Raw genomic sequence first — 25,551 nt, 5'->3', positions numbered from 1 at the left:
CCCGATCGACCCCGGGCCGGTCCCCCCGACCGGCCCTGATGGTTACACCGTAGGCCCGACCACCGACAGTTTCGGGCAGGCGGGCCGACCGTGGACGGGGTGGGTCAGCGGGTCAGCCGCCGCGCAGGTGCCGGAGCACCGCCGGCCCTCCGACCTCGGCGACGAAGTCGGGGTCGCCGACGACGAGCAGCTGGTCGCGGGCCCGCGAGAGCCCGACGTAGAGCCGCTCCTTCGACCGCTCGCTGATCGTGGTCTCGTTGAGCGCGAGGATCACGGCCGGCCGCTCGAGCCCCTTGAACCCGAGCACGTGGCCGTAGAACACCTGCTCGTGGTCCCAGAAGGTGCTCCAGTAGGCGTCCGCACCGGCCTCCTGCCGGAGCCGCTGCTCGGCCGAGCGCGACCCGGTCGTGAGCAGGGCGAGGTCCTCGGGCCGCCAGCCCGCGTCGAGCATCCAGTCGACGTGGTCCTCGGCCACGTCCAGCGCGTCGGTGGTCGGGCACTCGACGAAGGTGACGTCGGGACCGTTGGCGGTGCCCAGCCGCATCCGGATCGGCGCGAGCGTCGAGAAGCTCTCGGCGATCTGGCGGGTGTTGCGCAGGTTCTGGTCGAGCACCAGCGGGACCAGGCCGGGCGGCGGGCCGCCGTACCGGGAGAAGACCCGCTGCCCCTCGTCGGTGCACACGAAGAGGCCGCCGGTCTCCTCGTCCTTGAGCGCGGCCAGCGCGGCCGGCCACCAGAGGTCGGCGAAGTCCTGCGCCTCGTCGATCACGAGCGCGTCGTAGAGCCGGCCCTCGGGCTGCTCGCGGCCGAGGTCGACCATCCGGGTGGGCAGCTCGACCTCCCAGAAGTGGCTGTCGTCCTCGCTGCCGGTCGGCGCGCCCCACTCCACGCCGAGGTTGTGGAAGGTGCCCACGTACGCCGGACGCTCCCGGCGCGGCAACGTGGCCACCCGGCGCTCGAGCCAGGCGGCCAGGCCGCGGGAGTAGCAGGTGAGCGCGACCCGCTTGCCCTCCCGGCTCAGCCGCCGCGCCTGCTCGACGGCCAGCCAGGTCTTGCCGCTGCCGGCGCCGCCGCGGACCTCGACCCGGTTCAGCAGCCGGGCCGCCCTCAGGATCACCGCCTGCTCGGCGCTGAGCCGTTCGACCTCGTCGTCGCGCTCGGCGGCGAACCCGATCAGGTCGCGCTGCGGGAGCCCGCGACCGGCCAGCGCCTCGCGGAGCGCGTCGACGTCGTCCAACGTCAGCATCCGCTTGTTGTTGGTCTGCCCGGTGACCACGCGACGGAGGAAGTCGGCGAGGCCGTCCATGTCGTCGCGGCCGGCGACCTGCCAGCGCTGCGCGTCGGGCGTGCCGAAGTCCTCGGCGATCTTGGTGTGCGGCAGCACCAGGGCGTGGCCCCAGCGCAGCCCGGACCGGGAGCCCCAGCGGGGGTCGCGGTCGAGCCAGCCGCGCAGGGCGTACTGCGCCTCGCGGGCCTGGGTGATCGGGTCGATGCGGTCCTCGCGCCCGCGCCGGTCGATCCACCAGCCGTCGTCGTACCAGACCTGGCCGCCCTTGACCTCCACCACGACGATGCCGGCGTCGGCGAACGCCACGCAGATGTCGATCTCGTGGTCCTTGTCGCGCGCCGAGATCCGCTGCCCGCTGATCAGCAGGTCGTCGTCGCCGAGCTGCTCGCGGAGCAGCTCCCAGACCTCGCGCTCGCTGGAGGTCGTGAACGACGGCGCCTCCGGGACCATGATCGGCACGACCCACCTCGTTCCCCCGTCGCGAGGCCCGTCCTCGCGGACCGCCGACGCTACCGGCCGCGACCGGCCGGCGTCCGGTGAACCGGCTCGCGTAGGTTCGGCCGGGTGAGCGCACCCACGAGCCTGAAGCGGACCGAGGCGGCGGAGCGCGCCGCCGGCCTCGACGTCGGGAGGTACGACGTCGAGCTCGATTTCACCGACCTGCTCGACGGGGACGCGCTGCGCACCACGGCGCGCGTCACGTTCGCGGCCACCCCGGGCGCCACGACGTTCGTTGACTGCCAGGCGGAGGTCGTCGATGCGTCGCTGAACGGCGCACCGCTGCCGGCCGGCGCCGTGGAGGGTGACCGGATCCGGCTCACCGACCTGGCCGCGCACAACGAGCTGGTGGTCCGCTCGGTCCAGCGCGAGACGTCGAGCGCGCTCGGTGTGCACCGCGTGGTCGACCCGGTCGACGGGGAGGTCTACGTGTGGACCACGTTCGAGCCGGACGAGGCGCGGCGGGTGTTCGCCTGCTTCGACCAGCCGGACCTCAAGGCCGTCTTCGCCGTCACGGCCGTCGTGCCGGAGCGATGGGTCGCGACGAGCAACAGCGGCGCCGCCGAGGTGACGGGCGAGGGCGCGACGCGCACCTGGCGGTTCGCGGACACGCCGCCCCTGTCGACGTACAACGTCGTCTGCAACGCAGGCCCGTTCCACGAGCTGCGCAGCGAACGCGGCGGCTACGACCTCGGCCTGTTCTCGCGTCGCTCCCTGGTCGAGGCGCTGGAGCGCGACGCGGAGGAGCTGTTCGCGACGACGGCGGCGGGGCTGACGTTCTTCGGCGAGCAGTTCGCGCTGCCGTTCCCGCAGCGCCGCTACGACCAGGTGTTCGTGCCGGACTTCGGCGCGGGCGCGATGGAGAACTACGGCTCGGTCACCTGGGTCGACACGTTCCTCTACCGCACCCCGCCGACCGCGGCCGAGCGCGAGCGACGCACCCGGGTGCTGCTGCACGAGATGGCGCACATGTGGTTCGGCGACATGGTCACGATGCGCTGGTGGGACGACCTGTGGCTCAACGAGTCGTTCGCGGAGTGGGCCTGCCACTGGGCCGCCGAGCGGGTCACGGAGTTCGCCGACGTGTGGGCCGCGGACGCCGTGAACGACAAGGTCCGGGCGTACGCCGCCGACCTGGCACCCACCACGCACCCGATCCAGCGCGACATCCCCGACGTGGAGGCGACCCGCAGCACCGTCGACGCCATCACCTACCCCAAGGGCGCCTCGGTGCTGCGCCAGCTCGTGCACCTGGTCGGCGAGGACGCGTTCGTCGCCGCCCTGCAGGGCTACTTCGCCAAGCACGCCTGGCAGAACACCACGCTCGACGACCTGGTCGGCGCGGTCGAGGACGCCACCGGGCGCGACCTGACCCCCTGGGTCGACGGCTGGCTCGGCACCGCGGGCACGGACCTCGTGGTCGCGTGTCGGGACGGCGAGAGCGTCGCCCTGGAGGTCGAGCCACCGGCCGGCCGCGGGCCGCTCACGCACCGCCTCGACGTCGCGGTGTACGACGTCCGCGACGAGGTGCTCACCCTCCGGGCCCGGCACGACGTGGAGCTGTCCGGGCAGGTCCGGATCGACGACGTACCCACCGACGCGCTGGTGCTGCTCAACGCCGGCGACCACACCTTCGCGGCGACCCAACCGGACGACTCGTCGCTGGCCCTGCTCACCCGGCACGCCGGCGCACTCCCCCGGCCCGTCGACCGCGCGCTCGCCGTCACCACCGCCTGGGGCCTGATGAACCGAGCGCTCCTCGGCGCCGACGCCGTCGTCACCACCGCGGCCGGCGTGCTCCGCACCGAGACCGCCGGCAGCGTCGTCGAGCCCGTCCTCACCCTCGCCCGCCAGACCGCCGAGCAGTGGGCGCCCGCACCCGACCGTGCGCGCCTCACCACCCTGCTCGCCGACGCCTCGACCGGTCTGCTCGACCATCCCGACCACCGGCAGACGGCAGCCCGCGGCCTGGCCGCCACCGCGACCACCGAGCAGCAGCTCGCCACCCTCGACCGCGTCGCCGCCGACCGCCCCGACGACGTCGACCTCCAGTGGCGCCGGCTCACCCGGCTGGCGGAGCTCGGCCGGCTCGACCTCACCGAGGCCGACGCGCTGGAGCGTCGCGACCGCAACCCCGACGCGTGGCAGTCCGCCCTCGTCGCGCGGGTCAGCCGGCCCGCCGCCGCGGCGAAGCGGGAGGGCTGGGAAGCCGTGCTCACCGACCCGACCCGCCTGGGCTTCCCGGGTGTCCGCGCCGTGGCGCACGCCGTGTGGGTGGCGGGCCAGGAGCCCGCGGTGGCCGGCCTGCCCGACGAGTTCCTCGCCGCGCTGCCGGGGCTGGCGCGGTTCGGCTCGAAGTACGCCGGGTTCATCACCGTCACGCTGTTCCCGGTCGTCGGCGTCGACGCGGCGTACCTCGACCGGCTGCTCGACGCCGCCGCGCGCCCGGATGTCCTCGACGTGGTGCGCAACCGCGTGCGCGAGCGCGCCGACGTCGTACGGCGGATGCTGGCGGCCCGGGCGATCGGTCGGTGACGACCCGCTCGATCGGGCCATTCCGCCGACCCGCTCCGGGGTGCGACCGTGACGCATGCTCACCCCTGCCGACCTCGACGAGCTCGCGCGGAACCGGACCCGGCTGCGCGACGAGCACCTCCGCACCGACGACCGACCGGCGTCCTCGGCGCGCGGACTGCACCACACCGCGCTGATCTGCGCCGACGTCGCGCGCACGATCCGCTTCTACCAGGGCGTGCTGGAGTTCCCGCTGACCGAGGTCGTCGAGAACCGGGACTACCCCGGCTCCACGCACTTCTTCTTCGACATCGGCAACCGCAACCTGCTGGCGTTCTTCGACCTGCCCGGCCTCGACCTCGGGCCCTACGCCGAGGTGCTGGGCGGCCTGCACCACCTCGCCATCTCCGTCGAGCCCGAACGCTGGGAGCACCTGCGCGGCAAGCTCGACGAGGCCGGCGTCGGGTACGTGCTGGAGAGCGGCACGTCGATGTACTTCACCGACCCCGACGGTGCCCGGATCGAGCTGATCGCGGACCCGCTCGGGGAGATGTACGACCTCGTCGTCCTATGACCGTCCCCGGTCACCGCTAGCCTCTCCCCAGGTCACGAGCCCCAGCGCGAAGCCCCGGCTGGCTGGGCGGCAACCCGCACCGCTGCGGGTGCCCCGGAGGACGACCCGCCGCGGCCGCCCGGCCGCGGAACAGCGGACCCTCCCTGCGCGGGTCCACGAGACCCGGAGGTCACCATGCGTCGCTGCGCACACTACGGACCCGGCCACCAGGTGCAATTCCTGCACCTGCGCGAGCTCGGCCGCCGGCCCTGGGGCTGGCGGGCGGGCACCGTGGCGGAGGTGCTCGGCCGCGAGGTCGTCGTCGTCGCGTACCTCGACGGCGGCGATGCCACCCTGTGGCACCACGAGGCGCTGGACCACCTGCCGGTCGGGTACCCGGTGCGGTTGCACGAGGGGCTGCACGCGCTCGAGACCGGCGCGGCGGTGCTCAACGTCGCCCTGGCCGACGGCGTCGGACCCGTGCCCGCACCCGAGGACGTCGACGCCTGGCTGCGCCAGCACACACCGGCTCCGGTCGTGGTGGCCGACCTGGCGACCGGACGCGGGGTGCGCGACGTCCCGGACGCGCCGGACGGGCCGTGAGCGGCTGAGGTCGCGCGGGCTCAGGAGCCCAGTCGCTGGCGCAGCCCGCTCGCCCGCAGCGCGCGTCGCCCGACGGCGGCGCGCACGGCCTCCTCGGTGCCGACGACGCGGACGGTGTCCTGCGCCCGAGTCACCGCGGTGTAGAAGAGCTCGCGCGTGAGCAGCCGCGACTCCGGGGGCGGCAGCAGCACGGTCACCTCGCGCGCCTGGCTGCCCTGGCTCTTGTGGATCGTGGTCGCGAACATCGTCTCGACGTCGGCCATCCGGCTCGGCGCGAAGTCGGCCAGCCCCTGCGCCCCGTCGATCACCGCCCGCGTGCCCTCGGCGGAACGGACCACGACGCCGGCGTCGCCGTTGTAGACGCCGAGGCCGTAGTCGTTGGCCGTCACCAGCAGCGGCCGGCCGACGTACATCCGCTCGTGCAGCGGGTCGCCGGTGGCCTCGGCCAGCCAGTGCTCGACCTGGCGGTTCCAGTGCGCGACGCCGTAGGGCCCGTCGCGGTGCGCGCACAGCAGGCGGTGGGCGTCGAGCGCACGCACGGCCTCGGTCGCGTCGCCCGCCTCGGCGTGCCGGCGTACGGCGAGCGCCGCGTCGACCACGCGCGCCTGGACGTGCGCCGCCGGGTCGTCACTCTCGACGTACTCCACCCCGGATCCGCCCGCCCGCAGCCGCTCCATCACCAGATCGGCGTCGCCCGCTCGCAGCGCGTCGGCCAGGGCGCCGATCTCGGCCCCGAACCGGTGCGTCGTCGCCAGTCGCACGACCGGGCTGTCGTCGCGGTCGGCGAGGCCGGCCACCAGGTCGGACAGCACGGCGCCGGCCTCGACCGACGCTAGCTGGTCGGGGTCGCCGACGAGGACCAGGCGCGCCTCGGGGCGCACCGCCTCGACCAGCCGGGTCATCATCGTCAGGGACACCATCGACGACTCGTCGACCACCACGACGTCGTGCGGGAGCCGGTTGCCGCGGTGGTGCCGGAACCGGGTGCCGTTGTCGCGCCGGGTGCCGAGCAGCCGGTGCATGGTCACGGCCTGGACGGTGCCGACCCGCGCCTGGTCCTCCGCCGGCAGCGCGCGCAGCTCGCGCGCGACGGACTCCTGCAGCCGGGCGGCCGCCTTGCCGGTGGGCGCCGTGAGCGCGATCCGCAGCCGCGGATGTCCCACGCGTGCTGCCTGTTCGGCCAGCAGCGCGAGCAGACCGGCGACCGTGGTGGTCTTGCCGGTGCCCGGTCCGCCGGTCAGCACGGTCGTCCAGGCGGCGGCCGCGCGGCGGGCGGCGGTGCGCTGCTCGCCGTAGGTCTCGCCGGGGAACACCCGCTGCACGCCGGCGTCAAGCGTGACGGGGTCGACGGTGGGCGCCGGGCGGGTCAGGCGCGCGTCGAGGTCCGCGACGAGCTGGCGCTCCTGGTGCCAGTAGCGGTCGAGGTACACCAGGTCGTGCTCCCACCGCAGCACGCCCTCGGCCACCAGCCGGGAGTCCGAGACCGCCGTCGGCCAGTCACCGGCGTCGGGCCACGGCAGGCCGGGCGCCGCGGCCACCAGGTCGTCGAGGGCGGTCAGGTCGAGGCTGACCGAGCCGTGCCGGACCGCCCGGACCGCCAGCGCGGCCGCCAGCAGCGCGCGCTCGTCGGTCTCGCCGGTCAGCCGGCCGGCCTGGATGGCGACGTGCACGTCGGCGGCCTCGAGCACGCCGGCGTCGTTGAACGCGCGCAGCACGCCGTCGGCGGACAGGGCGATCCGCCGGTCGGCGGTGTCGAGCGGCTCGAAGAGGTCGGTCATGCGGGGTCCCCGACGCGGCGCGAGCGCAGCGAGTGGCGTGGTGGGGTGCTCATCCCTCACCGTCCAGCAGGTCGGACAACGCCTCCACGAGCGCCGCCGGGGGCTGCCACGCGAACACCCCGCACGGATGACCGTCGACCCGCGGGGTGTCGGGTCCGCACATGCCGCGCAGGTAGAGGTACAGCACGCCGCCGAGGTGCCTCGCCGGGTCGTAGCCGGGCAGCCGCCAGCGCAGGAACCGGTGCAGCACGACGGCGTACAGCAGCGCCTGGAGGGGGTAGTCGGAGTGCCCCATCGCGGCCGCGAGCACCGACGGCCGGTAGTCGTCGGAGGTGAGCACGGGTCCGTCGTCGCCGGCCTCGCCCGGGACCCCGCCCAGCCAGTTGGTCTTGTAGTCGACCACGAGGTAGCGGTGTCCGTCGGCGCCCCGACCCGACGGCACGCGCAGCACGACGTCGACGGAGCCGGTGAGGTAGCCGCGCAGGTCCTGGCCGCCGAGCGCCGGGTCGGCCAGCGCGTCGGCGTAGCCGAGCAGCGGGTCACCCTCGGGCAGGTGCTTGCGCAGCAGCGGCGCCAGGTCGCCCAGCACCACGGCGTCGCGGGACCCGCCGGATCCGCGTGCGTAGCCGCGGACGTCGCCGCCCGACAGCGGCAGCTCGAACTCCATCTCGCGCAACCGGTCGCCCAGCCCGATCTGCCGCAGCGTCGCCTCCCCGGCGAGCGGGCCGAGCGGGCTGTCGCACACCGCCACCAGCGCGTCGGCCAGCTCGTCGCGGTCGAGCTCGACCGGCCAGAAGACCCACTGCTCGTCGATCCTCGCGCGCAGCTCGGCCCGCCAGTCGGGCGCGGCCGGATCGGCATGCTCCAGCACGGCGTGCACGAGCGAGCCGAACGTCGCGCCCACCGGCAGGTCGGCCATCGGCGACGGCACGCCCTGCGCCGCACCCGGTTGCTCGCCGGACCCGTCGGCGACCGACACGGCGAGGTCGGGCTCGTCGTCGCGCGGTGGCTCCTCGGGCTCGCTGGTGGCGGCCGCGCGGCCGGCCACGGGCTCGGTCGCGGCGGCGGCGCTGAGCGAGGAGTACGACGTGCGCCGCCACGCGGTGTCGACCTCACGGGTGAACGAGCGCACGGTCAGCGGCCGGGTGTCGACGGGGAGGTCGGCGTCGGGGAGGTCGGCGAGCCGCGACTCCTCCCAGCAGGCGCCGCCGAGCTGGCGGACCAGGTCGAGGATCCGGACCACGTCGGCCTCGTCGTGCAGGTCCTGCGCCGGCTTGACGGTGAGGTCGCCGGGGCGGCGGCCGAACAGCATCCGCTGGAGCGGCGACCGCGGGGTGTTCTTGGGGGCGGGCGCCCACCACGCCACGACCTGGGAGCGGGCGCGGGTCATCGCGACGTAGAGCAGCCGCAGCGACTCGCCGTCGTCCTCCGCCTTGGCCCGCGCGACGTTGGCGGACCACTGCGGCCCGCTGCCACCGACGTCGATGCAGCGCCGGCCCGGCGCCTCGGGGTCGTCGGCGTCGGCGTGGAACAGCGGCACGTCGGGCTCCTGCGGGTAGCGGTCCCACAGGGTCGGGAGGTAGACGACGGGGTACTCCAGGCCCTTGCTGCCGTGGATCGTGACGAGCTGGACCGCGACCGCGTCGCTGTCGAGGCGCCGGGTGCGGTCGGAGGCGACCTCGAGCTTGTCGTCGGCCATCTGCTCGCGCAGCCAGGTGAGCAGCGCGAGCAGGCCGAGCCGGTCGTCGGTCGCCGCCTCGTGCAGCGACTGCCCGACGTGACGCAGGTCGGTGAGCAGCCGCTCGCCGTCGACCCGGGCGAGCACCCGTGCGGTGAGGCCGTGCGTGACGGCGGCCTCGAGGACGGCCGCGACCCCGCGCGCGGAGAACAGCTCGCCCCAGTCGCGCACGGTCTCGGCGACCCGGTCGGTGAGCTCGTCGCCGCCGCTGTCGAGCGTCGCGGCGTCGTACCCGAAGAACGACGTGAGCGCGGCGCTGCGCACGCGGGACGACCGGTGCGGCTGCTCCAGCGCCTCGAGCAGGCGCAGCCACTCGGTCGCGGCCGGGGTTGCGAACACGCTGCCGCTGCCGGCGACCACCGCCGGGACACCGACGTCGGCGAGGGCACGCTGGACGGCCTGCAGGTCGTTGTTGCGATAGGCGATGACCGCGACGTCGGCGGGCTGCAGCGGGGCGCCGTCGAAGGTGGCGCCGGAGGTGAGCAGCCGCTTGATGTCGCGGGCCACGTCGGCGTACAGGTGCGGCCGGATCTGCGCGACGGTGAGGTCCTTGCGGGCGCCGAGCACGTCCTTGCGCACGACCCGCAGCCGGAACGGTGCGCCGGCGCCGGCGAGCCGGGTGCCGGGGTGCTCGGCCTCGACGTCGCGCACCACGATGCGCTCGTCGCCGAGCGCGGCACCGCCGAGCATCAGCTGGAGCGGCGCGATCAGGTCGGCGTCGGAGCGCCAGTTGCGACCGAGGGTCTGGTGGGTGGTGGCGGTGGCGGCGGCCTGGAGGTACGTCGTGACGTCGCCGCCGCGGAAGGCGTAGATCGCCTGCTTGGGGTCGCCGATCAGCACCATCCGGGCGTGGCCGGTGAACGCGCGGTCGAGCACCTGCCACTGCACCGGGTCGGTGTCCTGGAACTCGTCGACCAGGACGACCTTCCAGCGCCGGCGCATCCGCTGCCGCGCGGGGGCGTCGTCGTCGGCGAGGGCGTGCGCGAGCTGGGACAGGAGGTCGTCGTAGGAGAGGACGCCGAGCCGCCGCTTGCGGCGGTCGAGCTCGGCGCGGACGGCAGACGCGAACGCGACCCGCTCCCCCGCCGTGTGGTCCTGCGGCGCGTCCGTGGGCTCGAGCCGGGCCTGCGGGTCGTTGGCCGCCGCGCGCGCCAGCTTGCGGGCGAAGGCGTGGTCGAACGGCGGGTCGGTGTCGCGCGCGCCGTAGCGGGCGAGGTAGAGGTCGTCGACGACCTCCCCGAGCAGGTCCTCGAGGTCCTCGACCAGGGTGGCGTTGGCGTCGGTGTCGCCGGCGACGCCAAGGCTGCGCAGCACGAGGTGGCAGAACTGGTGGGTGGTGGCGATCGTGGCGCCGTCGAAGTCGCCGAGCGCCTGGCGCAGCCGCAGCCGGCGGCTCTCGCGGGTGGCGTCGTCGGCGTCGAGCAGCAGCTCGACCAGGTCGCTCGGCTCGGTCACGGACGCCGGGTCGGCGAGGGCTCGCTCGGCCTCGACGAGCTGGGCGCGGACGCGCTCGCGCAGCTCCTGGCTGGCGGCGCGGCCGAACGTCACGACGAGCATCTCCGGCAATCGCGCCTCGCCTTCGGCGACGAACCGGGTGACCAGCGCGCCGATGGTCCAGGTCTTGCCGGTGCCGGCGCTGGCCTCCAGCAGGGTGGTGCCGGTGGGCAGCGGGTCGCGGATGTCGAAGACGCTGGGCACCTGGCTCTCGTCGCTCACAGGTGGCTCACCCGCTCGGCGCCGCCGAGGAGCGGTCCCCAGAGACGCAGGGAGTACTGCCCGAGCCTGTGCGGCGCGTTGCTCCAGTCCTCGTCGGGGCGCGCCGGCTCGGTCAGGACGTCGAACGGCGCGTGCTCGCCGTACACCTGGACGTGGGCGGGGTCGGCGTCCTCGCCGGGGATGCCGGTGGGGCTGAACCGGTCGGTGACCCAGTCGCGCTTCGCCTTCCACTCCTGGCCGCCACCCTTGAGGCGTTCCTCGGCCCAGGAGCAGGCGGTCTTGACCGGCAGCGGGAGCGGCTCGCGCATGCCGCGGTCGTAGAGGGCGACGATCTCGCGCAACCAGGTCTCGGCGCGGTGGTCGATAGGGCCGGCCTCGGCGACGGTCGTCGCGGCGCGGCCCCGGCCGAGGGCGTGGGCGGTCCAGCTCTCGTCGGGGCGCCCGGCGCTGAGGGCGAGCAGGTCGAGCCAGGAGGCGAGCCGGTGCTTGGCCGCGAGGCGGGAGTAGGTGACGGTCACGTGGCGGTTGCCCCAGACGTTGCCGACGGTGCCGGTGAGCCGGCGGCCGTCGCCGAGGTCGATGTCGACGTCGAGCGTGCGCGGCTCTCCCTGGCGCAGGCCGAGCGCGGAGCGCACGATCGGGCGGAGCTTGGCGTCGACGTCGACGAGCGTGCGCTCACCGAGCGGACCGGGCGGGACGACGCCGCGCAGCCGCTCGGCGTGGGCGGCCGTGAACGGGTTGACCCCGGCGAGGACCTGGTCGAGGAGGCGGTCGCCGATCGACCAGGTCTGCAGGCCGTCGAGGGTGATCGGGATGGCGTCGAGCGTCTCGTCGGCCTCCAGCGGCGCGGTGACGTCGAGCCGCTGGCGCAGGAACGCGCGCACGGGGTGCGCGAGGAAGGCGTGCAGGTCGGCGAGGGCGACGTCAACGTTCGGCGCCGCGGGCAGCGGAGTGGTGACGAGCCGGGTGACGGCCACGCGCGGACGGCGGGCGGCCGTGGCCCCGTCGAGGGCGGCCCGGTCGAAGCTGAACGCGCGGTCGGGCACCAGCGCACCGGCCTCGAGGTTGCGCGCGTCGAACGGCTGCAGCGGGTGGTGCACGACCACGTGGTCGCGGACCCGGCGGCCGGTCGAGCCTGTCGAGACCTCGCCGGTGGCCGCCGTGGTGTCGAGGGCGTCGAGCAGCTCGCCGAGGGGTACGGCGGGCGGCCGCTCCGCCCCGGTGTGCTCGTTGGCGCCGGTGTAGGTGACGACGAGCGTCTCGGTCGCGGCCATGATCGCGTCGAGGAACAGCTGGCGGTCCTCGCTGCGCACGTCGCGCTCCCCCGTCATCGGGTGCCGGGCCAGGACGTCGTCGCCGTCGACCGAGGTGCTGCGCGGGAACACCCCGTCGTCGAGGCCGAGCAGGCAGACCACCCGGTGCGGCACGGAGCGCATCGGGACCATCGTGCAGACGGTGAGCGTGCCGGTGCGGAAGTTGGCGCGGGTCGGCCGGCCCCCGAGCCGGTGCGCGAGGAGCTGCCGCACGTCGGCGAGCAGCAGGCCGGTGGCGGCGTCGCCGTCGTCCCCGCCGGTCGCGGCGTCATTGCCACCGCAGCTGTCGCTGCCGCGGGCGGAGTCGACGATCCGGGCGAGCTCGCGGTCGAACTGGGCCTGCTGCCACAGGTCGCGAGTGCCGACCGCGGTGACGCCGTGCACGCCGTCGGCCAGGGCGCGGACCCACTGGCCGACGGTGGTGGCGGCGTCGGCGGCCTCGACGAAGGTGCGCAGCCGGTCGACGTACTCCGCGAAGCTGCCGGCCAGCTCGATGCCGCCGCTGGAGACGCCGTCGACGGGGAGGGTGTCGCCGACGACGCGGTGCTCGCCGCCCTCGTGCTCGGCGACGGCGGCGCCGAGCAGGATGCGGCTGAGCCCGGCCGCCCAGGTGTTGTCGGCGAGGTCGAGGTCGTAGGTCCGCCGGTGGGCGGCGTCCACGCCCCAGCGGATGCCGGCCTGCTCGACCCACACGGCGAGCTGGGCGACGTCGTCGTCGCTGAAGCCGAAGCGCCGGCGGACCGGCTCGGCGGTCGCGAGGTCGAGCACCTCGGTGGCGGTGACGCGGCCGCCGGCGAGCTCGGTGAGGGTGGCGGCGACGGCGAGCCGCGGGTTGGTGCTGGCAAGGGCTCGGTCGGCGAGCCGCAGGCGGAGCCGGTGACCGGGGTGGCCCGGCCGCTCACCCGGAAGGTCGGCGAGGCCGAAACCGGCCTGGACGAGCGGGGCGAACGCCTCGATGTCGGGACACATCACGAGGATGTCGCGCGGCTCGAGGGTGGGGTCGTCCTCGAGCAACCCGACGAGCACCTCGCGCAGCACGTCGACCTGCCGGGCGGCGCCGTGGCAGGCGTGCACCTGGACCGACCGGTCGGCGGGGTCGAGGATGCGGGCGGTGCGAGTGGCGGCGTCGGGCTCGGCGTTGGCGCGCAGGTCGTCGTGCAGCCAGCCGAGCAGGTCGGTGCCGGCCGCGCCGGTGGTGGCCGCCGCCGCGGTCGTGGTGGTCGAGGGGGTGTCGCCCAGGGTGCGCTGCAGCTCGCGTGCGTCGCGGCCGAGCGACCCGAGCAGGGGGTGGCCGACGCGCAGGATCGACCGGTCGTCGGCGCGGGCCACCGGACCGCCGGCGTCAGGGGCGAGGTCGTCCCACAGCCGCGAGGAGACCTGGGGCAGCCACAGGTGCACGTCGCGCAGCACGCCCAGGGCGGTGAGCAGCTCGACCTCGGTGCGGGGCAGCCGGGTGTGCCCGAACAGCGACAGCCGCGGCGGCAGGTCGAGCCCCTCGCCGCCGGCGCGGAGCCGGTCGAGCGTCTCGGCGTGGCGGACGTCGGGTGGCGCGGCGTCGACGCGGGCGACGAGCCGGCGCCACAGCTCGGGCTGCCAGGCCAGGTCGTCCTCGACCGGGTGGCCGACGCCGTCGGTGTCGCGTCCCTCGCGCCAGTCGGTGACGACCTGCGGCCGTTGCACGGCGTACGACGCGAACAGCCCGGCCAGCCGGCGCGCGACGGAGTAGCGGCGGCTGCGCCGCAGCGTGCCCTCGTCGCCGGGGACGCCGTGCCCGAGGTGGGTCGCGAGCGTGCGGCACCAGGGCTCGTCGAGGGAGCCGTCGACGACCTCGAGCAGCGGCCACACCAGCCGGTCGGGGTCCCACGGGTCGTCGCGCTCCTTGCCGAGCAGCAGCGCCACGAGGGAGTGCGGGCTGAGGAAGCGGACGCCCGCGCAGACGCCGTCGCCGCCGCGCTCACCGACGCCGAGCCGGTGCGAAAGCCGCTGGGTCAGCCAGCGCTCGACGCCGCGGGCCGGCACGACCACGAGCTCCTCGGCGAACGGGTCGTCGAGGGGCGTGGCGAGGAGGCCCGCCAGCCCGTCGGCCAGCAGGTCCGTCCGCTCGGCGCGATGGATCTGCAGGGTCACGCCCGCAGGATGTCACGGGCCGCCGACGGTACGGCGGTTGGCCGCGCGGGGCTGCGCGCGGAAGGATGGGACGGTGCTGGACCGCTGGCGACACCTCGGGAGGCGGGAGCTCGATCGGCTCCGCCGCGACGGTCGCGCCGCCCTGCTGTGGTCGCTGCGGATCACGGTGGCGGCGACGGCCAGCTACGTGGTCGCCATCCTGATCTTCCCCGGAACGCAGCCGTTGCTGGCTCCGCTCACCGCGATGCTCGTCGTCCAGGTGACGCCGGTGTCGCTCCTGGCCAGCGGCCTCGACCGGGTGGTGGCGGTGGTGTCGGGGGTGTCGCTCGCGGTCGTGTTCGCCACCTTGGTGCCGTTGACCTGGTGGACGCTCGGGCTGCTCATCTTCGTGGCGATCACGCTGGGCCAGGCGCTCCGGCTTCGCTCGAACCTCGTCGAGGTGGCGATCAGCGGCATGCTCGTCCTCGGCGTCGGAACGCTCGGGGCCGAGCACGCCGCGAGCCAGCGCATCGCGGAGACTCTGGTCGGCGCCGCGGTCGCGATCGTCGCGAACCTGCTGTTCCCGCCCCAGGTGGTCAGCAGCGACGCCGGCGCGGCCATCGACGGACTCGCGGACGACCTCAGCGAGCTGCTCGGCCGGGCTGCCGACGAGCTCGGCGAGCTGGCCGAGCGCAAGGGCGACCTCGCCGCGGCGGCGCGGGGCTGGCACGACGAGAGCCGCGCCATCACCCGCGACGTACCCCGCATCGACGAGCTCTTGGTGCGCGCCGAGGAGGGCCGACGGCTCAACGTGCGCGCGGTCGGCACCGCCCGGGTCGAGCCCGGGCTGCGCCAGGGGCTCGAGTCGCTCGAGCACACCGCGGTGGCGGTGCGCGCGATGCTGCGGGCGCTGGCCGACACGTCGTACGGCGCGCCGTGGCTGGACGACGAGGTGGCCGAGGACGTGCTGCTCGGCCTGGCGGAGACGTTCCGCGAGCTCGCCGGCGGCATCGACGCCTTCGGCCAGATGGTGCGTGACGACGCGGACCCGACCCGGCGGCCGTCGCCCGAGGACGCCGAGGTCGTGCGGGCGGCCCTCGACGGCGTGCACGAGGCGCGTGCCCGGCTCGAGGAGATGATGGCCGCGGACATCGGCCGCGACCTCCTCGAGCTGCACGCCGCGGTGCTGTCCACCGTGCGCCGCACGCTGCGCGAGCTCGACCTCGACGAGCGGGTGCGGCGTCAGGTGCGGCTCGCGCTGCCGGCGACCTCGCTGCGGCCGCCGGTGGTGCCGGCTCCCCCGGGCGCGCCGGAGCCCGGCCCGGAGGACGAGACCCAGGTGCTGCCCACCACGCGGCGCCGTCGGCCCCGCCGGTAGCTCACCCGAACCGGCGCCGCTGCAGCTCCTTGATCTCCTCGACGAGCTCGGGGGCCGGGCCGTCGACGACGGCGTCGCGCACGACGTCCTGGACGGGCAGCGGCGCGACCGGTCCCGGCGCGACGCCCCACTCGGTGAGCCAGCCGGTCAGCATCGCCGAGGAGGCGACGTAGACGATGCGGCCGAGGCCGACCCAGCCGTGGGCGGCCGAGCACATCGGGCAGTGCTCGCCGGAGGTGTAGACGGTCGCGGCCGCGCGCTCGTCGGGCGTGAGGTGCTCGGCGGCCCAGCGGGCGATCTCGAACTCCGGGTGCCGCGTCTCGTCCCCGCCGGCGACGCGGTTGCGGTCCTCGAAGCGCACCTCGCCGTCGGCGTCGACCAGCACGGACCCGAACGGCTCGTCGCCGGCCTCGATCCCCTCCCGGGCGAGCTCGACACAACGCCGGAGGTGTACGAGATCCTGCTCGGTGATGCTCATCGCGCGGGCACCTGGCCGTCGCGGGCGAGGACCGGGACGACGACGCCGACGGTCTCGGGGTACTTCAGGCCGGTGCCGGTGTTGAGCACGACGACCTGCTCGTCCTCGCGGATCCAGCCGTCCTCGCGCAGCCGGCGCGCCGCGGCGAAGCAGGCAGCCCCCTCGGGGCACACCCACGACCCCTCGGCGGCGGCGAGCGTGGCGAGCTCGGCCAGGATGTCGTCGTCGGTGACGGCGACCGCCGTACCGCCCGACTCGCGGACGGCCTGGAGGACCAGGAAGTCGCCGAGCGCCTTGGGCACGTTGATCCCGAACGCGAGCGTGTGCGTGCCGTCCTTGAGCTCGGACTCGTCCTTGCCCTGCTCGAACGCGTCGACGATCGGCCGGCAGCCCTCGGCCTGGACGGCGACGAGGCGCGGCAGCTTGTCGCCGATCCAGCCGAGCTGCTGCATCTCGAGCATCGCCTTGTGGATCCCGATGAGGCCGACGCCGCCGCCGGCCGGGTAGAGGATCACGTCGGGCACCTGCCAGCCGAGCTGCTCGGCGATCTCGTAGCCCATCGTCTTCTTGCCCTCGATGCGGTACGGCTCCTTGAGGGTGGAGACCTCCTGGTAGCCGGTGCGCTGCTCGACCGCCGCCTTGACCAGCGCGCCGGCGTGGTTGATCAGGCCGTCGACGAGGTACAGCTCGGCGCCCGAGACGACGCACTCGCGGCGGGTGATCTCCGGGGCGTCCTGCGGCATCACGATCAGGCTGCCGAGCCCGGCGCGGGCGGCATACACCGACCACGCGGCGCCGGCGTTGCCGTTGGTCGGCATCGCGACCGCCTTGACCCCGAGCTCGCGGGCGCGGGACACCCCGACCGCCGCGCCGCGTGCCTTGAAGCTGCCGGTGGGGACGAGGCCCTCGTCCTTCATCAGCAGGTGGGGGATGCCGACCTGGCTGCCGTACGTCGTCATCGGCAGCAGCGGTGTCATCCCCTCCCCCAGCGTCGTGACGTGCCGAGCGTCGCGGACCGGGAGCAGCTCGTGGTAGCGCCACAGGTCGTGCGGGCGGCGCTCCACCTCGTCGCGGCTGACGGCCCCGCGGGCGGCCTCGAGGTCGTAGCGCACGAGGAGCGGGGCGCCGACCCTGCTGACGCCCTGCACCTCGTCCGCGTCGTACCGCTCGCCGGTCCGCGAGCACTCCAGGTGGGAGAGATAGGAGTAAGTCACCCGATCAGCATGCCTTGGCCCACGAGCACTCGATGTCGGCGGGTCCGTAGTCGGTGCTCCGGCGCAGGCTGCGGGAGTCCGCCGTCGGCGGCGCCGCACCGTCGGCCTCGCTCCACTGCGCGAGCGTGACGCCGAGCGCGTCCTCCTGGCTGCGCGGGCTCGCCAGGTAGTTGTTGCTGATCATCGAGAACACCAGCTCGCGGCCGTCGGCGTTGGAGACGTAGCCGGACAGCGCCGTCACCGAGGTCATCGACCCCGTCTTGCCGTGCAGGTTGTCGGTGGCCGCGGTGTTGCGCATCCGGCTGCGCAGCGTGCCGCCGGTGAACCGGTCGGCGTTACCGGCGATCGGGAGGGCGTCGTACCAGGCCTGGAACCAGGGCTCCTGCTTCGCCGCGACCAGCAGGTCGGCCACGGCGTCCGTGGTCAGCAGGTCGAACCGGCTCAGGCCAGAACCGTCGGAGATCCGGATGACGTTCGTGTCGACGCCCTTCTCCTGGGCGTACGCACGTACCTGGGCGAGCCCGGCCTGCCAGCTGCCGGTGCCGGTCGCCTCCGCGCCCAGGGTCTTGACGAGCGCCTCGGCGTGCATGTTGTTGGAGAGCTTCATGAACGGGACGAGCAGCCCCGACAGCGCCATCGAGTCGTGGCTGGCGAGCACCTTCGCAGCGCCCGGGGTGGCGCCCTCCCTGACCGCGCCGCTGACCGTGATCCCCTGGGCCCTGAGGGCGCGGGCGAAGACGTCCGCGGCGTAGGTCGTCGGGTCGGGCACCGTCACCCACTCCTGGTTGATGCTCGCGCCGGCCGGGATGCTGCCGGTCACGAACACCTTGTCGCTTGCGTGCTCCCGCTCGACCGACAGCGTGTTGGCCGACCCGGCCGCGCCGGTCGTCGCGTTGTTGACGATCGTGACCGCGTCGGTCGCCGGCTGCAGCGCGACCGTCGGCTTGGCGCCCGGGCTTCCGGGGCTCGTCTCCACGATCGCCGTACCGGAGTCGTAGTCGGTGTCCGGCGCCACGGTCAGCGCCGACGTGACCGCGCTGTAGTAGTAGGGCTCGTCGTCCCAGCTCCACGCCGTCGCCAGGGGTACGTCGTCGAAGTAGGAGTCGTCGGCCACGAGGTTGCCGTCGACCCGCTGCACCCCCGCCGCCTTGAGCTGCGCGGCCAGGTCGCGGTAGTCCTCGGCCAGCATCGTCGGGTCGCCACCCCCGCGCAGGAACAGGTCCGACCGCACCTTGCCGCCCACCACCGGAGCCGTCGCCAGCACGTCGGTCGTGAACCGGTGGTCCGGCCCGAGCGCGTCCATCGCCGCCGCCGAGGTGAACAGCTTCATGTTCGACGCCGGGTTGAGCCGCTGGCCCGTGTTGCGCTCGTAGAGCGCCTCGCCGGTGTTCGCGTCGCGCACCGCGACCGACACCATCGACCCGGTGAACCGCGGGTCGGCGAGGATCGTGTCGATCGCCAACGTCAGCGCCGGGTCGGCCGCCTGCGTCTGCGCGACCTGGGCGGCCGGTGCGGTGGTGAGGTTCGTGGCGACGAGGCCGCTGGTGGCCGTGACCGCGGTCGTCACGGCAAGGACGAGTCCACTGATCCTGGACAAGGCATCTCCCGAGAAGGTCAGCCCGGGCCCGAGCGCCCGAGGAGGCTCCATCCTGGGCCACGGACGGCCTCAGGTCGAGACCTGGGAGTCGACACGGCGGCAGCATCGTCCGAGGCGGATGATGCGCGAGGGCATCGGTGAGAGCGAGACTGGGTCAGGAGCGGAGTCGCGCCGCTGCCCTGGGCCCTCCGCGGAGGAGGGACGATGCCGACAGTCAAGCAGCTGTTCCGCCGCAAGCCGGTTCCGGAGATGTCAGCCGAGTCCGGGGCCGACACCGGCGGTAGCGAGCTGGCCAGGTCGATCGGCCTGTTCCAGCTCTCGATGTTCGGCGTGGGAGCCACGATCGGCACGGGAATCTTCTTCGTGCTCTCGCAGGCGGTACCCGTCGCCGGCCCCGCGGTGATCATCTCCTTCGTGATCGCGGGCACGGTCGCCGGTCTGACCGCGGTCTGCTACGCCGAGCTCGCCAGCGCGGTGCCGGTGTCCGGCTCGTCGTACTCCTACGCCTACGCCACGCTCGGCGAGCTCCCGGCGGTCGGCGTCGCCGCCTGCCTGCTGCTGGAGTACGGCGTCTCGGCCGCCGCGGTGGCCGTGGGGTGGTCGGAGTACATCAACGCGCTCGTCGACAACCTGTTCGGCGTCGCTCTCCCCGACAGCCTCTCGCAGGCCCCCGAGCAGGGCGGCGTGTTCAACCTGCCGGCGGTGCTCCTGGTGCTGCTGTGCACGCTGCTCCTGATCCGCGGGACCAGTGAGTCAGCCAAGACCAACGCGATCATGGTGCTCATCAAGATCACCGTCCTGCTGATGTTCATCGTGATCGGAATCGGTGGCTGGAACTCCGCCAACCTCGAGCCGTTCGCACCGTTCGGCCTCGCCGGCATCACGTCGGCGGCGGGAATCATCTTCTTCTCCTACATCGGTCTCGACGCCGTCTCGACCGCCGGCGAGGAGGTGAAGGACCCACGGCGGACGTTGCCGCTGGCCATCCTGATCGCGCTGGTGGTCGTCACCACGCTGTACATCGCGGTCTCGGTGGTGGCGGTCGCCGCCCAGAAGTACACGGACTTCGAGGGCCAGGAGGCCGGGCTGGCCGCGATCCTCGAGGACGTGACCGGGTCGAGCTGGCCGGGCACGGTCCTGGCGGCGGGTGCGGTGATCTCGATCTTCAGCGTCACGCTCGTCGTGATCTACGGACAGACCCGCATCCTCTTCGCGATGTCCCGCGACGGCATGCTTCCCGAGCTGTTCCACAAGGTGAACCCCCGCACGCTGACACCGGTGCCGAACACCATCATCGTCGCGGTCGTCATCGCGCTGCTCGCCGGGCTCATCCCGATCAACTTCCTGGCCGAGATGACCAGCATCGGCACGCTGGTCGCCTTCCTGGTCGTCTCGATCGGCGTGATGGTGCTCCGCCGGACGCACCCCGAGCTGCCACGCGGCTTCAAGGTGCCGTTCTACCCGGTGACCCCGGTGCTCTCGATCGCCGGGAGCCTCTGGATCATCCTCGACCTGCGGGCGGTCACGATCTGGGTCTTCCTGATCTGGGTCTCGGTCGCCCTGGTGTGGTACTTCCTCTACGGCTTCAAGCACTCCCACCTCGGTCGGCACGAGCACGTCGGGCTCATCCACGACTAGGAGACAACGGCCATGACGATCATCGTGGGCTACGCCACCGATGAGCGGGGTGGCGCCGCCCTCAACCTCGGCGTCATGCTGGCGCGCTCGTCCGGCGAGGACCTGCTGGTGACGTGCGTCGTGCCTGCGCCCTGGGTCCCCGGCATGGCACGGATCGACGCGGAGTACCGCAGCGCCCTGAACGACACGGCGGACAGCGCGCTCGACCAGGCGAGAGCCGGCATCCCGGCCGACGTCCCGGCCAGGTTCGTCAGGCACAGTGCCCGCTCGGCGCCGGTCGGCCTGCTGGAGCTCGCCGCACGGCGGGCGGCCGACCTGGTCGTGCTCGGCTCGTCCTCGGCCGGCGGGTTCGGGCACATCGCCCTCGGGAGCGTCAGCGACCGCCTCCTGCACAGCTCCCCGGTCCCCCTCGCGGTGGCACCGCGGGGGTACCGCTGCCGGCCGGGCGGCACGGTGGACCGGGTGACCGTTGCGTACGGCGAGTCGAGCCAGGCCGAGAGCCTCGTGGTGGCGGCCGGCTCCGTCGCCGCTCTGATGCATGCCGCGCTGCGGATCGCGTCGTTCGCGGTCTGGTCGCGACCGGACTACACGACCACGCTCGGCACCGACTCCGAGGACCTGGTCCTGCAGGAGTGGACGGAGAAGGTCAGGCAGTCCGCCGGCGCCGCACTCGCCCAGGTCCAGGAGCTCGCGGAGGTGCCGCACGACGTCGAGACCGTCATCGGCCGGGGTCGCAGCTGGGTGGAGGCGATCGACGACGTCGGTTGGCGCGACGGTGACGTGCTGGTGATGGGATCGAGCGAGCTGGGGCCGGCGGCACGCGTGTTCCTCGGCTCGCGGGCGACCAAGATCATGCGCCACTCCCCCGTCCCGGTCGTCGTCGTACCGCGGCAGAAGGCGGAGGAGCTTGCCGACCGGGCGGTCCGGACCTGAGCGCCGGTGACGGCCGACCTGCTCTCCCTGTTCCCGCCCGGCAGCTCGCTCGCCGCGGACGGGACGCTGGTCGTCGGAGGCTGCCGCGCCGACGCCCTCGCCGACGAGTTCGGCACGCCCGTGCTGGTCGTCGCGGAGCAGGCCCTGCGCGAGCGCGCGCGTGAGTACGCCGGCGAGCTGGCTGCCCGGTGGGCGAGGTCCCGGGTGGTCTTCGCCTCCAAGGCGTTCCCCAGCACCGCGGTGCAGCGGGTGATGGTCGAGGAAGGACTCGGTCTCGACGCGGCGGGTGGCGGCGAGATCCTCAGCGCCCTGAAGGCCGGCGTGGACCCGGGACTGGTCGTCCTGCACGGGAACGCGAAGACCGACGAGGAGATCGCCCTGGCGATCGAGCACCGGCTCGGCCTCGTCGTCGTGGACAACGCCGACGACGTGGACCGGCTCGAGGCCATCGTCAGCGCCGGCGCCCGCCAGGAGGTCCTCGTCCGAGTCATCCCGGGCGTCACCGCCGACACGCACAGCCACGTGCAGACGGGTCACGTCGGCTCCAAGTTCGGCCTCGCGCCGACCCAGGCCGCGCCGCTGATCGAGCGCATCTCGCGCAGCCCGAAGCTGCGGATGCGCGGGCTGCACGTCCACGTCGGATCCCAGATCCTCGACGTGGATCCCTTCGCCCGGTCGGTGGCACCGCTCGCGGCGCTCGGCGACTTTCCGGTCTACGACCTGGGCGGGGGTCTGGGCGCGCGCTACACCTGGTCCGACGACCCACCGAGCGCGGGGAGCTACCTCGACGCGCTGGTCGGTGCCGCCGAGCAGCACCTGCCCGCCGACGCGGAGATCATCATCGAGCCGGGGCGCAGCATGGTCGCGACCGCCGCGTGCACGCTCTACCGGGTCACGACCGTCAAGCGCGGCGGAAGCACGTTCGTCGCCGTCGACGGCGGCATGGGCGACAACCTCGAGGTCGCGCTGTTCGGGCAGCGCTTCGAGGCCGGCGTCGTCGGCCGCTTCGACGGCCCGGACCTCGAGCGCGTCACCGTCGTCGGCCGGCACTGCGAGAGCGGCGACGTCCTCGTCGACGGGGTCGACCTCGCAAGCCCTGCGGTGGGTGACCTGCTCGCCGTCCCCGCGACCGGGGCCTACTGCTTCACGATGGCCAACAACTACAACGGCAACCGGAGGATCCCGGTGGTGTTCGCGGGCGACGGGCGGGCGCGCCTCGTCGTACGTAGGGAGACGTGGGACGAGCTCCTGGCGCGGGACGTGGACTGACGCCGTTCGACCTGTTGCCGGCACGCGAGAAGCTCTCCACGCTACGCCGCACCCCTGCCCTCCGCAGTAGTCACTTCGGACGACTGGACGGTCCGTATCTCGCGGGGTCGACTGAGTCCATCTGTCGACGACCGGGAGAGATCATGGTGCGCTCGAAGTCTCCGATCCAGGCCCTTCTCATCGCGGGGGCGGCGATAGCCCTCCCCCTGGCTGTCGTCCCTGCTGCTTCGGTGGCAGAGACCGCGCAGCCGCGGTCCTCCGCCCCGGTGAGCGTGGCCTCCGGGCTCGACAACCCCCGCCAGATCACCTTCAAGAAGGGCGTCGGCTTCCTCATCGCCGAGGCCGGCGTCGGCGGGAAGGGCCCGTGCATGCCCGGTCCCGAGGGGTCACCGGTGTGCTTCGGCAAGTCGGGGGCGATCACCCGGCTCCGCGGAGGCAACCTGGAGCGCCTGGTCAAGAAGCTCCCCTCGTTGGCGGACAAGGACGGAGCCGGAGCCATCGGCCCGTCCGACGTGATCCCGTACGGCGACCACCGCATCGCGTTCACGGTCGGGCTGGGCGCCGACCCGGCGGTGCGCGAGGACCTGCCGAAGAAGGGCCGGTGGATGGCCATGCTGGTCGCCGCGAACCTGCGTGGCGGCCACCAGGACGGTGAGCTGAAGGAGATCGCCGACCTGGGCGGCTTCGAGGCCAGGGAGAACCCGCACCCCACCGCGCCGGACAGCAACCCAGTCTCCGTGCTGAAGAAGAAGAAGAAGTTCCTGGTCACCGATGCCGGCGGCAACGACTGGCTGAAGGTGCACCGCGACCGCGGGGTCAAGGTCCTGGCCGTCTTCCCCGACCGGTCGTACGCCGGCTCGGACGAGTTCCAGGCCGTCCCCACCTCCGTGGTCAAGGGGCCCGACGGCGCCTACTACATCAGCCAGCTGACCGGCTTCCCGTTCGTGATGAACGCGGCGCAGATCTACCGCGCGGTGCCCGGTGAGGCGCCGACGGTCTACGCGAGCGGGCTGACCAACGTCACAGACCTCGGTTGGCACAACGGGACGCTCTACGCGGTGCAGATCTCCGACGCCGGCCTCGCCTCGGGCGGTCCGCCGATCGGGTCGCTGCGGCAGGTCGTGCCCGGCGGGACCACCCACCCCGCGGTGGCAGCGGGCCTGTTCGCGCCGTACGGCGTGGCCTTCAAGGGCTCCAACGCCTATGTCACCACCTGCGCAGTGTGCCCGAACAAGGGCGAGGTGATGTCCGTCCCGCTGGGCTGAGCCGGCGGACGGACACTCGGGTGAACAGCCGACTCCAGATCCCTGGCTAGTCTCGAACACGTGGAAGAGATCAAGGCTCGCCGTGTCGTCGACGCGCTGCGCGACCGCGGCACCAACGCGGACCTGGCCCGGGTGGGCGTCTACCAGTTCGGCATCGTCGTGAAGCTCCCCGACGGCCGCGAGGCCACGTGGGACTCCGACAACACCGCCGAGCTCGAGGCGCAGGTGATGCGCAACGGGATGCTCGTCGGCTACGTGCCCGTTATCGAGGGCTCGGCCGACTACACCGACGAGCAGATCATCGAGGCGATCGTCCGGACCGACTACGACAAGCCCATCGCGACCCGGAAGGCGACGACGCCTCCACCAGCGCCGCCGCTTGCCCGCCGTGGCGGTCTCTTCCGCCGCTTCATGGGCGGCTTCCGGCACGACTGACCGATCGTCGCAGCAGAAGTGCGACGGCCGGCGACTCTGCTGAAACCGGGCATACCGTGCGCGGGCTCGCGCAGGAAGCCCTGTGAGAACGGGCACACGCCTGGGCACTGCATGGCGCGTGAAAGCGGGCGATCCGCGACAAAGCGGGGTCCGACACGCCCCGGGGAGTCGTGCAGCAGCCCCCTCTTGGCCTTTGCTGATTTGGCTGACCCCGGCATCTCTCGCACTCTGGATGGGTCCCCGCGTTACTGCCGGGGGTGGCCACCGGACGCCGAATCCTGCCTGCCGGTGCGCCCAGTCCACCGTTGACAGGCAGGAGCGGGGGACCCAATTCCCGGAGCCGGCCAGATCGGTTCCTTGGGGTGAAGCCGCCTCACGCGCGGCCGGGCAACTTCCGCCCGAACCCGACAGCTCACCTCGTAGGCGTGGAAGGGATCAACCATGTCCGAAATGAGGATGACGCGCGCCGGTCTGCTGATGCTGCTCACGCTGCTCGTGGCGAGCGCGCTCAGTGTCGTGGGGCCCGCGAGCTCCGCCAACGCGGCGTCCGGACGAGTCTGGGACAGGCTGGCCCAGTGCGAGTCCGGCGGTCGATGGCACATCAACACCGGCAACGGCTACTACGGCGGCCTGCAGTTCAGCGGCTCCACGTGGCGCGGCTACGGCGGCGGCAAGTTCGCGCGGTTCGCGCACCGAGCCACGAAGGGCGAGCAGATCCGCGTCGCCGAGCGCGTGCAGAACAGCCAGGGCTGGCGAGCCTGGCCCGCCTGCTCGGATCGCATCGGCTTGCGCTGATCATTCCCCCCGCGAAGACTCGGCGATCGGCCCGGCCCGCCCGCCGGGAAGGCCGGGCCGATCTATGCATGCCTGTCAACTGCAGCCCTGCTCGAACCGCGCAGTTCGGGGACGCAGCGGCAAGACGAAGAGCGCATGTTGGTGCCCATGTGACCAGCTGATCGAGCGATCACAGAACGCTGACACCGACGTCACCCCCTGCGGTCTACCTGAACGTCGGCGAGGGCACGCTCGTCCCGCTCAGCTGAGCCAGCGGGCGGACACTCTGATCGACTACAGCTCGCGCATCCATGGATAGCCCCGGACACGGTGGAAGAGTCAAACTCGCCGCTGCGTTGACGCGCTGCGCGACCGCGGCACCGACGCGGACTCGCCCGCGGCGGCGTCTCTCCGCAGAGGGTCGGGCGGCGGCAGGACTCCGCTCGCCCGCAGTGTTGGCACC

Annotated in this window: 17 protein-coding genes and 2 riboswitches; of the genes, 10 read left to right on the top strand and 7 right to left on the bottom strand. The window is 73.5% G+C overall.

Features of this window, described 5'->3' with window-relative positions; genetic code table 11:
- Positions 1-112: 112 nt before the first annotated feature.
- Positions 113-1,738 (bottom strand): nuclease-related domain-containing DEAD/DEAH box helicase, encoded by a 1,626-nt coding sequence (locus ETU37_RS21980; RefSeq protein WP_129989546.1) that lies wholly within the window; start codon positions 1,736-1,738, stop codon positions 113-115.
- 114 nt (positions 1,739-1,852) lie between these two features.
- Here ETU37_RS21980 and pepN point away from each other — a divergent pair, with 114 nt between their 5' ends.
- The 3 genes from pepN to ETU37_RS21965 all read left to right on the top strand — a co-directional run bounded on the left by pepN (position 1,853) and on the right by ETU37_RS21965 (position 5,456).
- Positions 1,853-4,321, top strand: coding sequence for an aminopeptidase N (gene pepN / locus ETU37_RS21975; RefSeq protein ID WP_129989459.1), 2,469 nt, complete (start codon positions 1,853-1,855; stop codon positions 4,319-4,321).
- A gap of 55 nt (positions 4,322-4,376) precedes the next feature.
- Positions 4,377-4,874 carry a VOC family protein gene (locus ETU37_RS21970; protein WP_129989458.1) on the top strand — a complete coding sequence of 166 codons (498 nt, stop codon included), beginning with the start codon at positions 4,377-4,379 and terminating at the stop codon, positions 4,872-4,874.
- Positions 4,875-4,904: 30 nt separating this feature from the next.
- Positions 4,905-5,013, top strand: a riboswitch (SAM riboswitch).
- Between the two features lie 35 nt (positions 5,014-5,048).
- Positions 5,049-5,456, top strand: coding sequence for a hypothetical protein (locus ETU37_RS21965; RefSeq protein ID WP_129989457.1), 408 nt, complete (start codon positions 5,049-5,051; stop codon positions 5,454-5,456).
- Between the two features lie 20 nt (positions 5,457-5,476).
- Here ETU37_RS21965 and recD read toward each other — a convergent pair whose 3' ends face one another.
- From recD to recC, 3 genes are read right to left on the bottom strand one after another with little or no spacing between them, the layout of a single operon-like run.
- Positions 5,477-7,234, bottom strand: coding sequence for an exodeoxyribonuclease V subunit alpha (gene recD, locus ETU37_RS21960; protein ID WP_129989456.1), 1,758 nt, complete (start codon positions 7,232-7,234; stop codon positions 5,477-5,479).
- A gap of 49 nt (positions 7,235-7,283) precedes the next feature.
- Positions 7,284-10,688 (bottom strand): UvrD-helicase domain-containing protein, encoded by a 3,405-nt coding sequence (locus ETU37_RS21955; RefSeq protein ID WP_165372641.1) that lies wholly within the window; start codon positions 10,686-10,688, stop codon positions 7,284-7,286.
- On the bottom strand, positions 10,685-14,128 hold the full coding sequence (gene recC / locus ETU37_RS21950; RefSeq protein ID WP_129989455.1) for an exodeoxyribonuclease V subunit gamma: 3,444 nt from the start codon (positions 14,126-14,128) through the stop codon (positions 10,685-10,687). Before recC ends, ETU37_RS21955 begins: the two co-directional genes overlap by 4 nt.
- Positions 14,129-14,201: 73 nt before the next feature.
- Here recC and ETU37_RS21945 point away from each other — a divergent pair, with 73 nt between their 5' ends.
- Positions 14,202-15,485 (top strand): FUSC family protein, encoded by a 1,284-nt coding sequence (locus tag ETU37_RS21945; protein WP_165372640.1) that lies wholly within the window; start codon positions 14,202-14,204, stop codon positions 15,483-15,485.
- 1 nt (position 15,486) lies between these two features.
- Here the strand turns inward: ETU37_RS21945 and ETU37_RS21940 are convergent, their stop codons facing one another.
- Genes ETU37_RS21940 through dacB form a run of 3 tightly spaced genes read right to left on the bottom strand, consistent with a single transcriptional unit; the run spans position 15,487 to position 18,744 of the window.
- Positions 15,487-15,963, bottom strand: a complete 477-nt coding sequence (locus ETU37_RS21940; RefSeq protein ID WP_129989453.1) for a nucleoside deaminase — start codon at positions 15,961-15,963, stop codon at positions 15,487-15,489.
- Positions 15,960-17,177: a threonine synthase gene (locus tag ETU37_RS21935; RefSeq protein ID WP_129989452.1), complete on the bottom strand. Its 1,218-nt coding sequence runs from the start codon at positions 17,175-17,177 to the stop codon at positions 15,960-15,962. The genes ETU37_RS21940 and ETU37_RS21935 overlap by 4 nt, the downstream gene beginning before the upstream one ends.
- A 4-nt stretch (positions 17,178-17,181) precedes the next feature.
- Positions 17,182-18,744, bottom strand: a complete 1,563-nt coding sequence (gene dacB, locus ETU37_RS21930; protein ID WP_240755887.1) for a D-alanyl-D-alanine carboxypeptidase/D-alanyl-D-alanine endopeptidase — start codon at positions 18,742-18,744, stop codon at positions 17,182-17,184.
- Positions 18,745-18,978: 234 nt separating this feature from the next.
- Here dacB and ETU37_RS21925 point away from each other — a divergent pair, with 234 nt between their 5' ends.
- The 6 genes from ETU37_RS21925 to ETU37_RS21900 all read left to right on the top strand — a co-directional run bounded on the left by ETU37_RS21925 (position 18,979) and on the right by ETU37_RS21900 (position 25,109).
- Entirely contained in the window at positions 18,979-20,412 is a 1,434-nt protein-coding gene (locus tag ETU37_RS21925; protein WP_129989450.1) for an amino acid permease, read from the top strand.
- Between the two features lie 12 nt (positions 20,413-20,424).
- Positions 20,425-21,345, top strand: coding sequence for a universal stress protein (locus tag ETU37_RS21920; RefSeq protein WP_129989449.1), 921 nt, complete (start codon positions 20,425-20,427; stop codon positions 21,343-21,345).
- Positions 21,346-21,351: 6 nt separating this feature from the next.
- Positions 21,352-22,614, top strand: coding sequence for a diaminopimelate decarboxylase (gene lysA, locus ETU37_RS21915; protein ID WP_129989448.1), 1,263 nt, complete (start codon positions 21,352-21,354; stop codon positions 22,612-22,614).
- Positions 22,615-22,844: 230 nt separating this feature from the next.
- A complete protein-coding gene (locus ETU37_RS21910) occupies positions 22,845-23,879 on the top strand; it encodes a ScyD/ScyE family protein (RefSeq protein ID WP_165372639.1) in 1,035 nt (344 codons plus the stop codon).
- Positions 23,880-23,939: 60 nt separating this feature from the next.
- On the top strand, positions 23,940-24,314 hold the full coding sequence (locus tag ETU37_RS21905; RefSeq protein ID WP_129989446.1) for a hypothetical protein: 375 nt from the start codon (positions 23,940-23,942) through the stop codon (positions 24,312-24,314).
- A gap of 281 nt (positions 24,315-24,595) precedes the next feature.
- A riboswitch (cyclic di-AMP (ydaO/yuaA leader) is annotated at positions 24,596-24,755 on the top strand.
- 9 nt (positions 24,756-24,764) lie between these two features.
- Positions 24,765-25,109, top strand: coding sequence for a transglycosylase family protein (locus tag ETU37_RS21900; protein ID WP_276319702.1), 345 nt, complete (start codon positions 24,765-24,767; stop codon positions 25,107-25,109).
- The last annotated feature ends 442 nt before the right edge of the window (positions 25,110-25,551 follow it).

Source organism: Nocardioides iriomotensis (assembly GCF_004168035.1).
GTDB classification, from domain to species: Bacteria; Actinomycetota; Actinomycetes; order Propionibacteriales; family Nocardioidaceae; genus Nocardioides_B; species Nocardioides_B iriomotensis.
Note: the sequence above shows the minus strand (reverse complement) of the source record. Positions and strands in the feature narration are given on the sequence as shown.

Coding starts and splice junctions, on each gene's coding strand:
- ETU37_RS21980 (WP_129989546.1), bottom strand. CDS start 1,738: ATGGTCCCGGAGGCGCCGTCGTTCACGACCTCCAGCGAGCGCGAGGTC.
- ETU37_RS21970 (WP_129989458.1), top strand. CDS start 4,377: ATGCTCACCCCTGCCGACCTCGACGAGCTCGCGCGGAACCGGACCCGG.
- ETU37_RS21965 (WP_129989457.1), top strand. CDS start 5,049: ATGCGTCGCTGCGCACACTACGGACCCGGCCACCAGGTGCAATTCCTG.
- recD (WP_129989456.1), bottom strand. CDS start 7,234: ATGACCGACCTCTTCGAGCCGCTCGACACCGCCGACCGGCGGATCGCC.
- ETU37_RS21940 (WP_129989453.1), bottom strand. CDS start 15,963: ATGAGCATCACCGAGCAGGATCTCGTACACCTCCGGCGTTGTGTCGAG.
- ETU37_RS21925 (WP_129989450.1), top strand. CDS start 18,979: ATGCCGACAGTCAAGCAGCTGTTCCGCCGCAAGCCGGTTCCGGAGATG.
- ETU37_RS21920 (WP_129989449.1), top strand. CDS start 20,425: ATGACGATCATCGTGGGCTACGCCACCGATGAGCGGGGTGGCGCCGCC.
- ETU37_RS21900 (WP_276319702.1), top strand. CDS start 24,765: ATGAGGATGACGCGCGCCGGTCTGCTGATGCTGCTCACGCTGCTCGTG.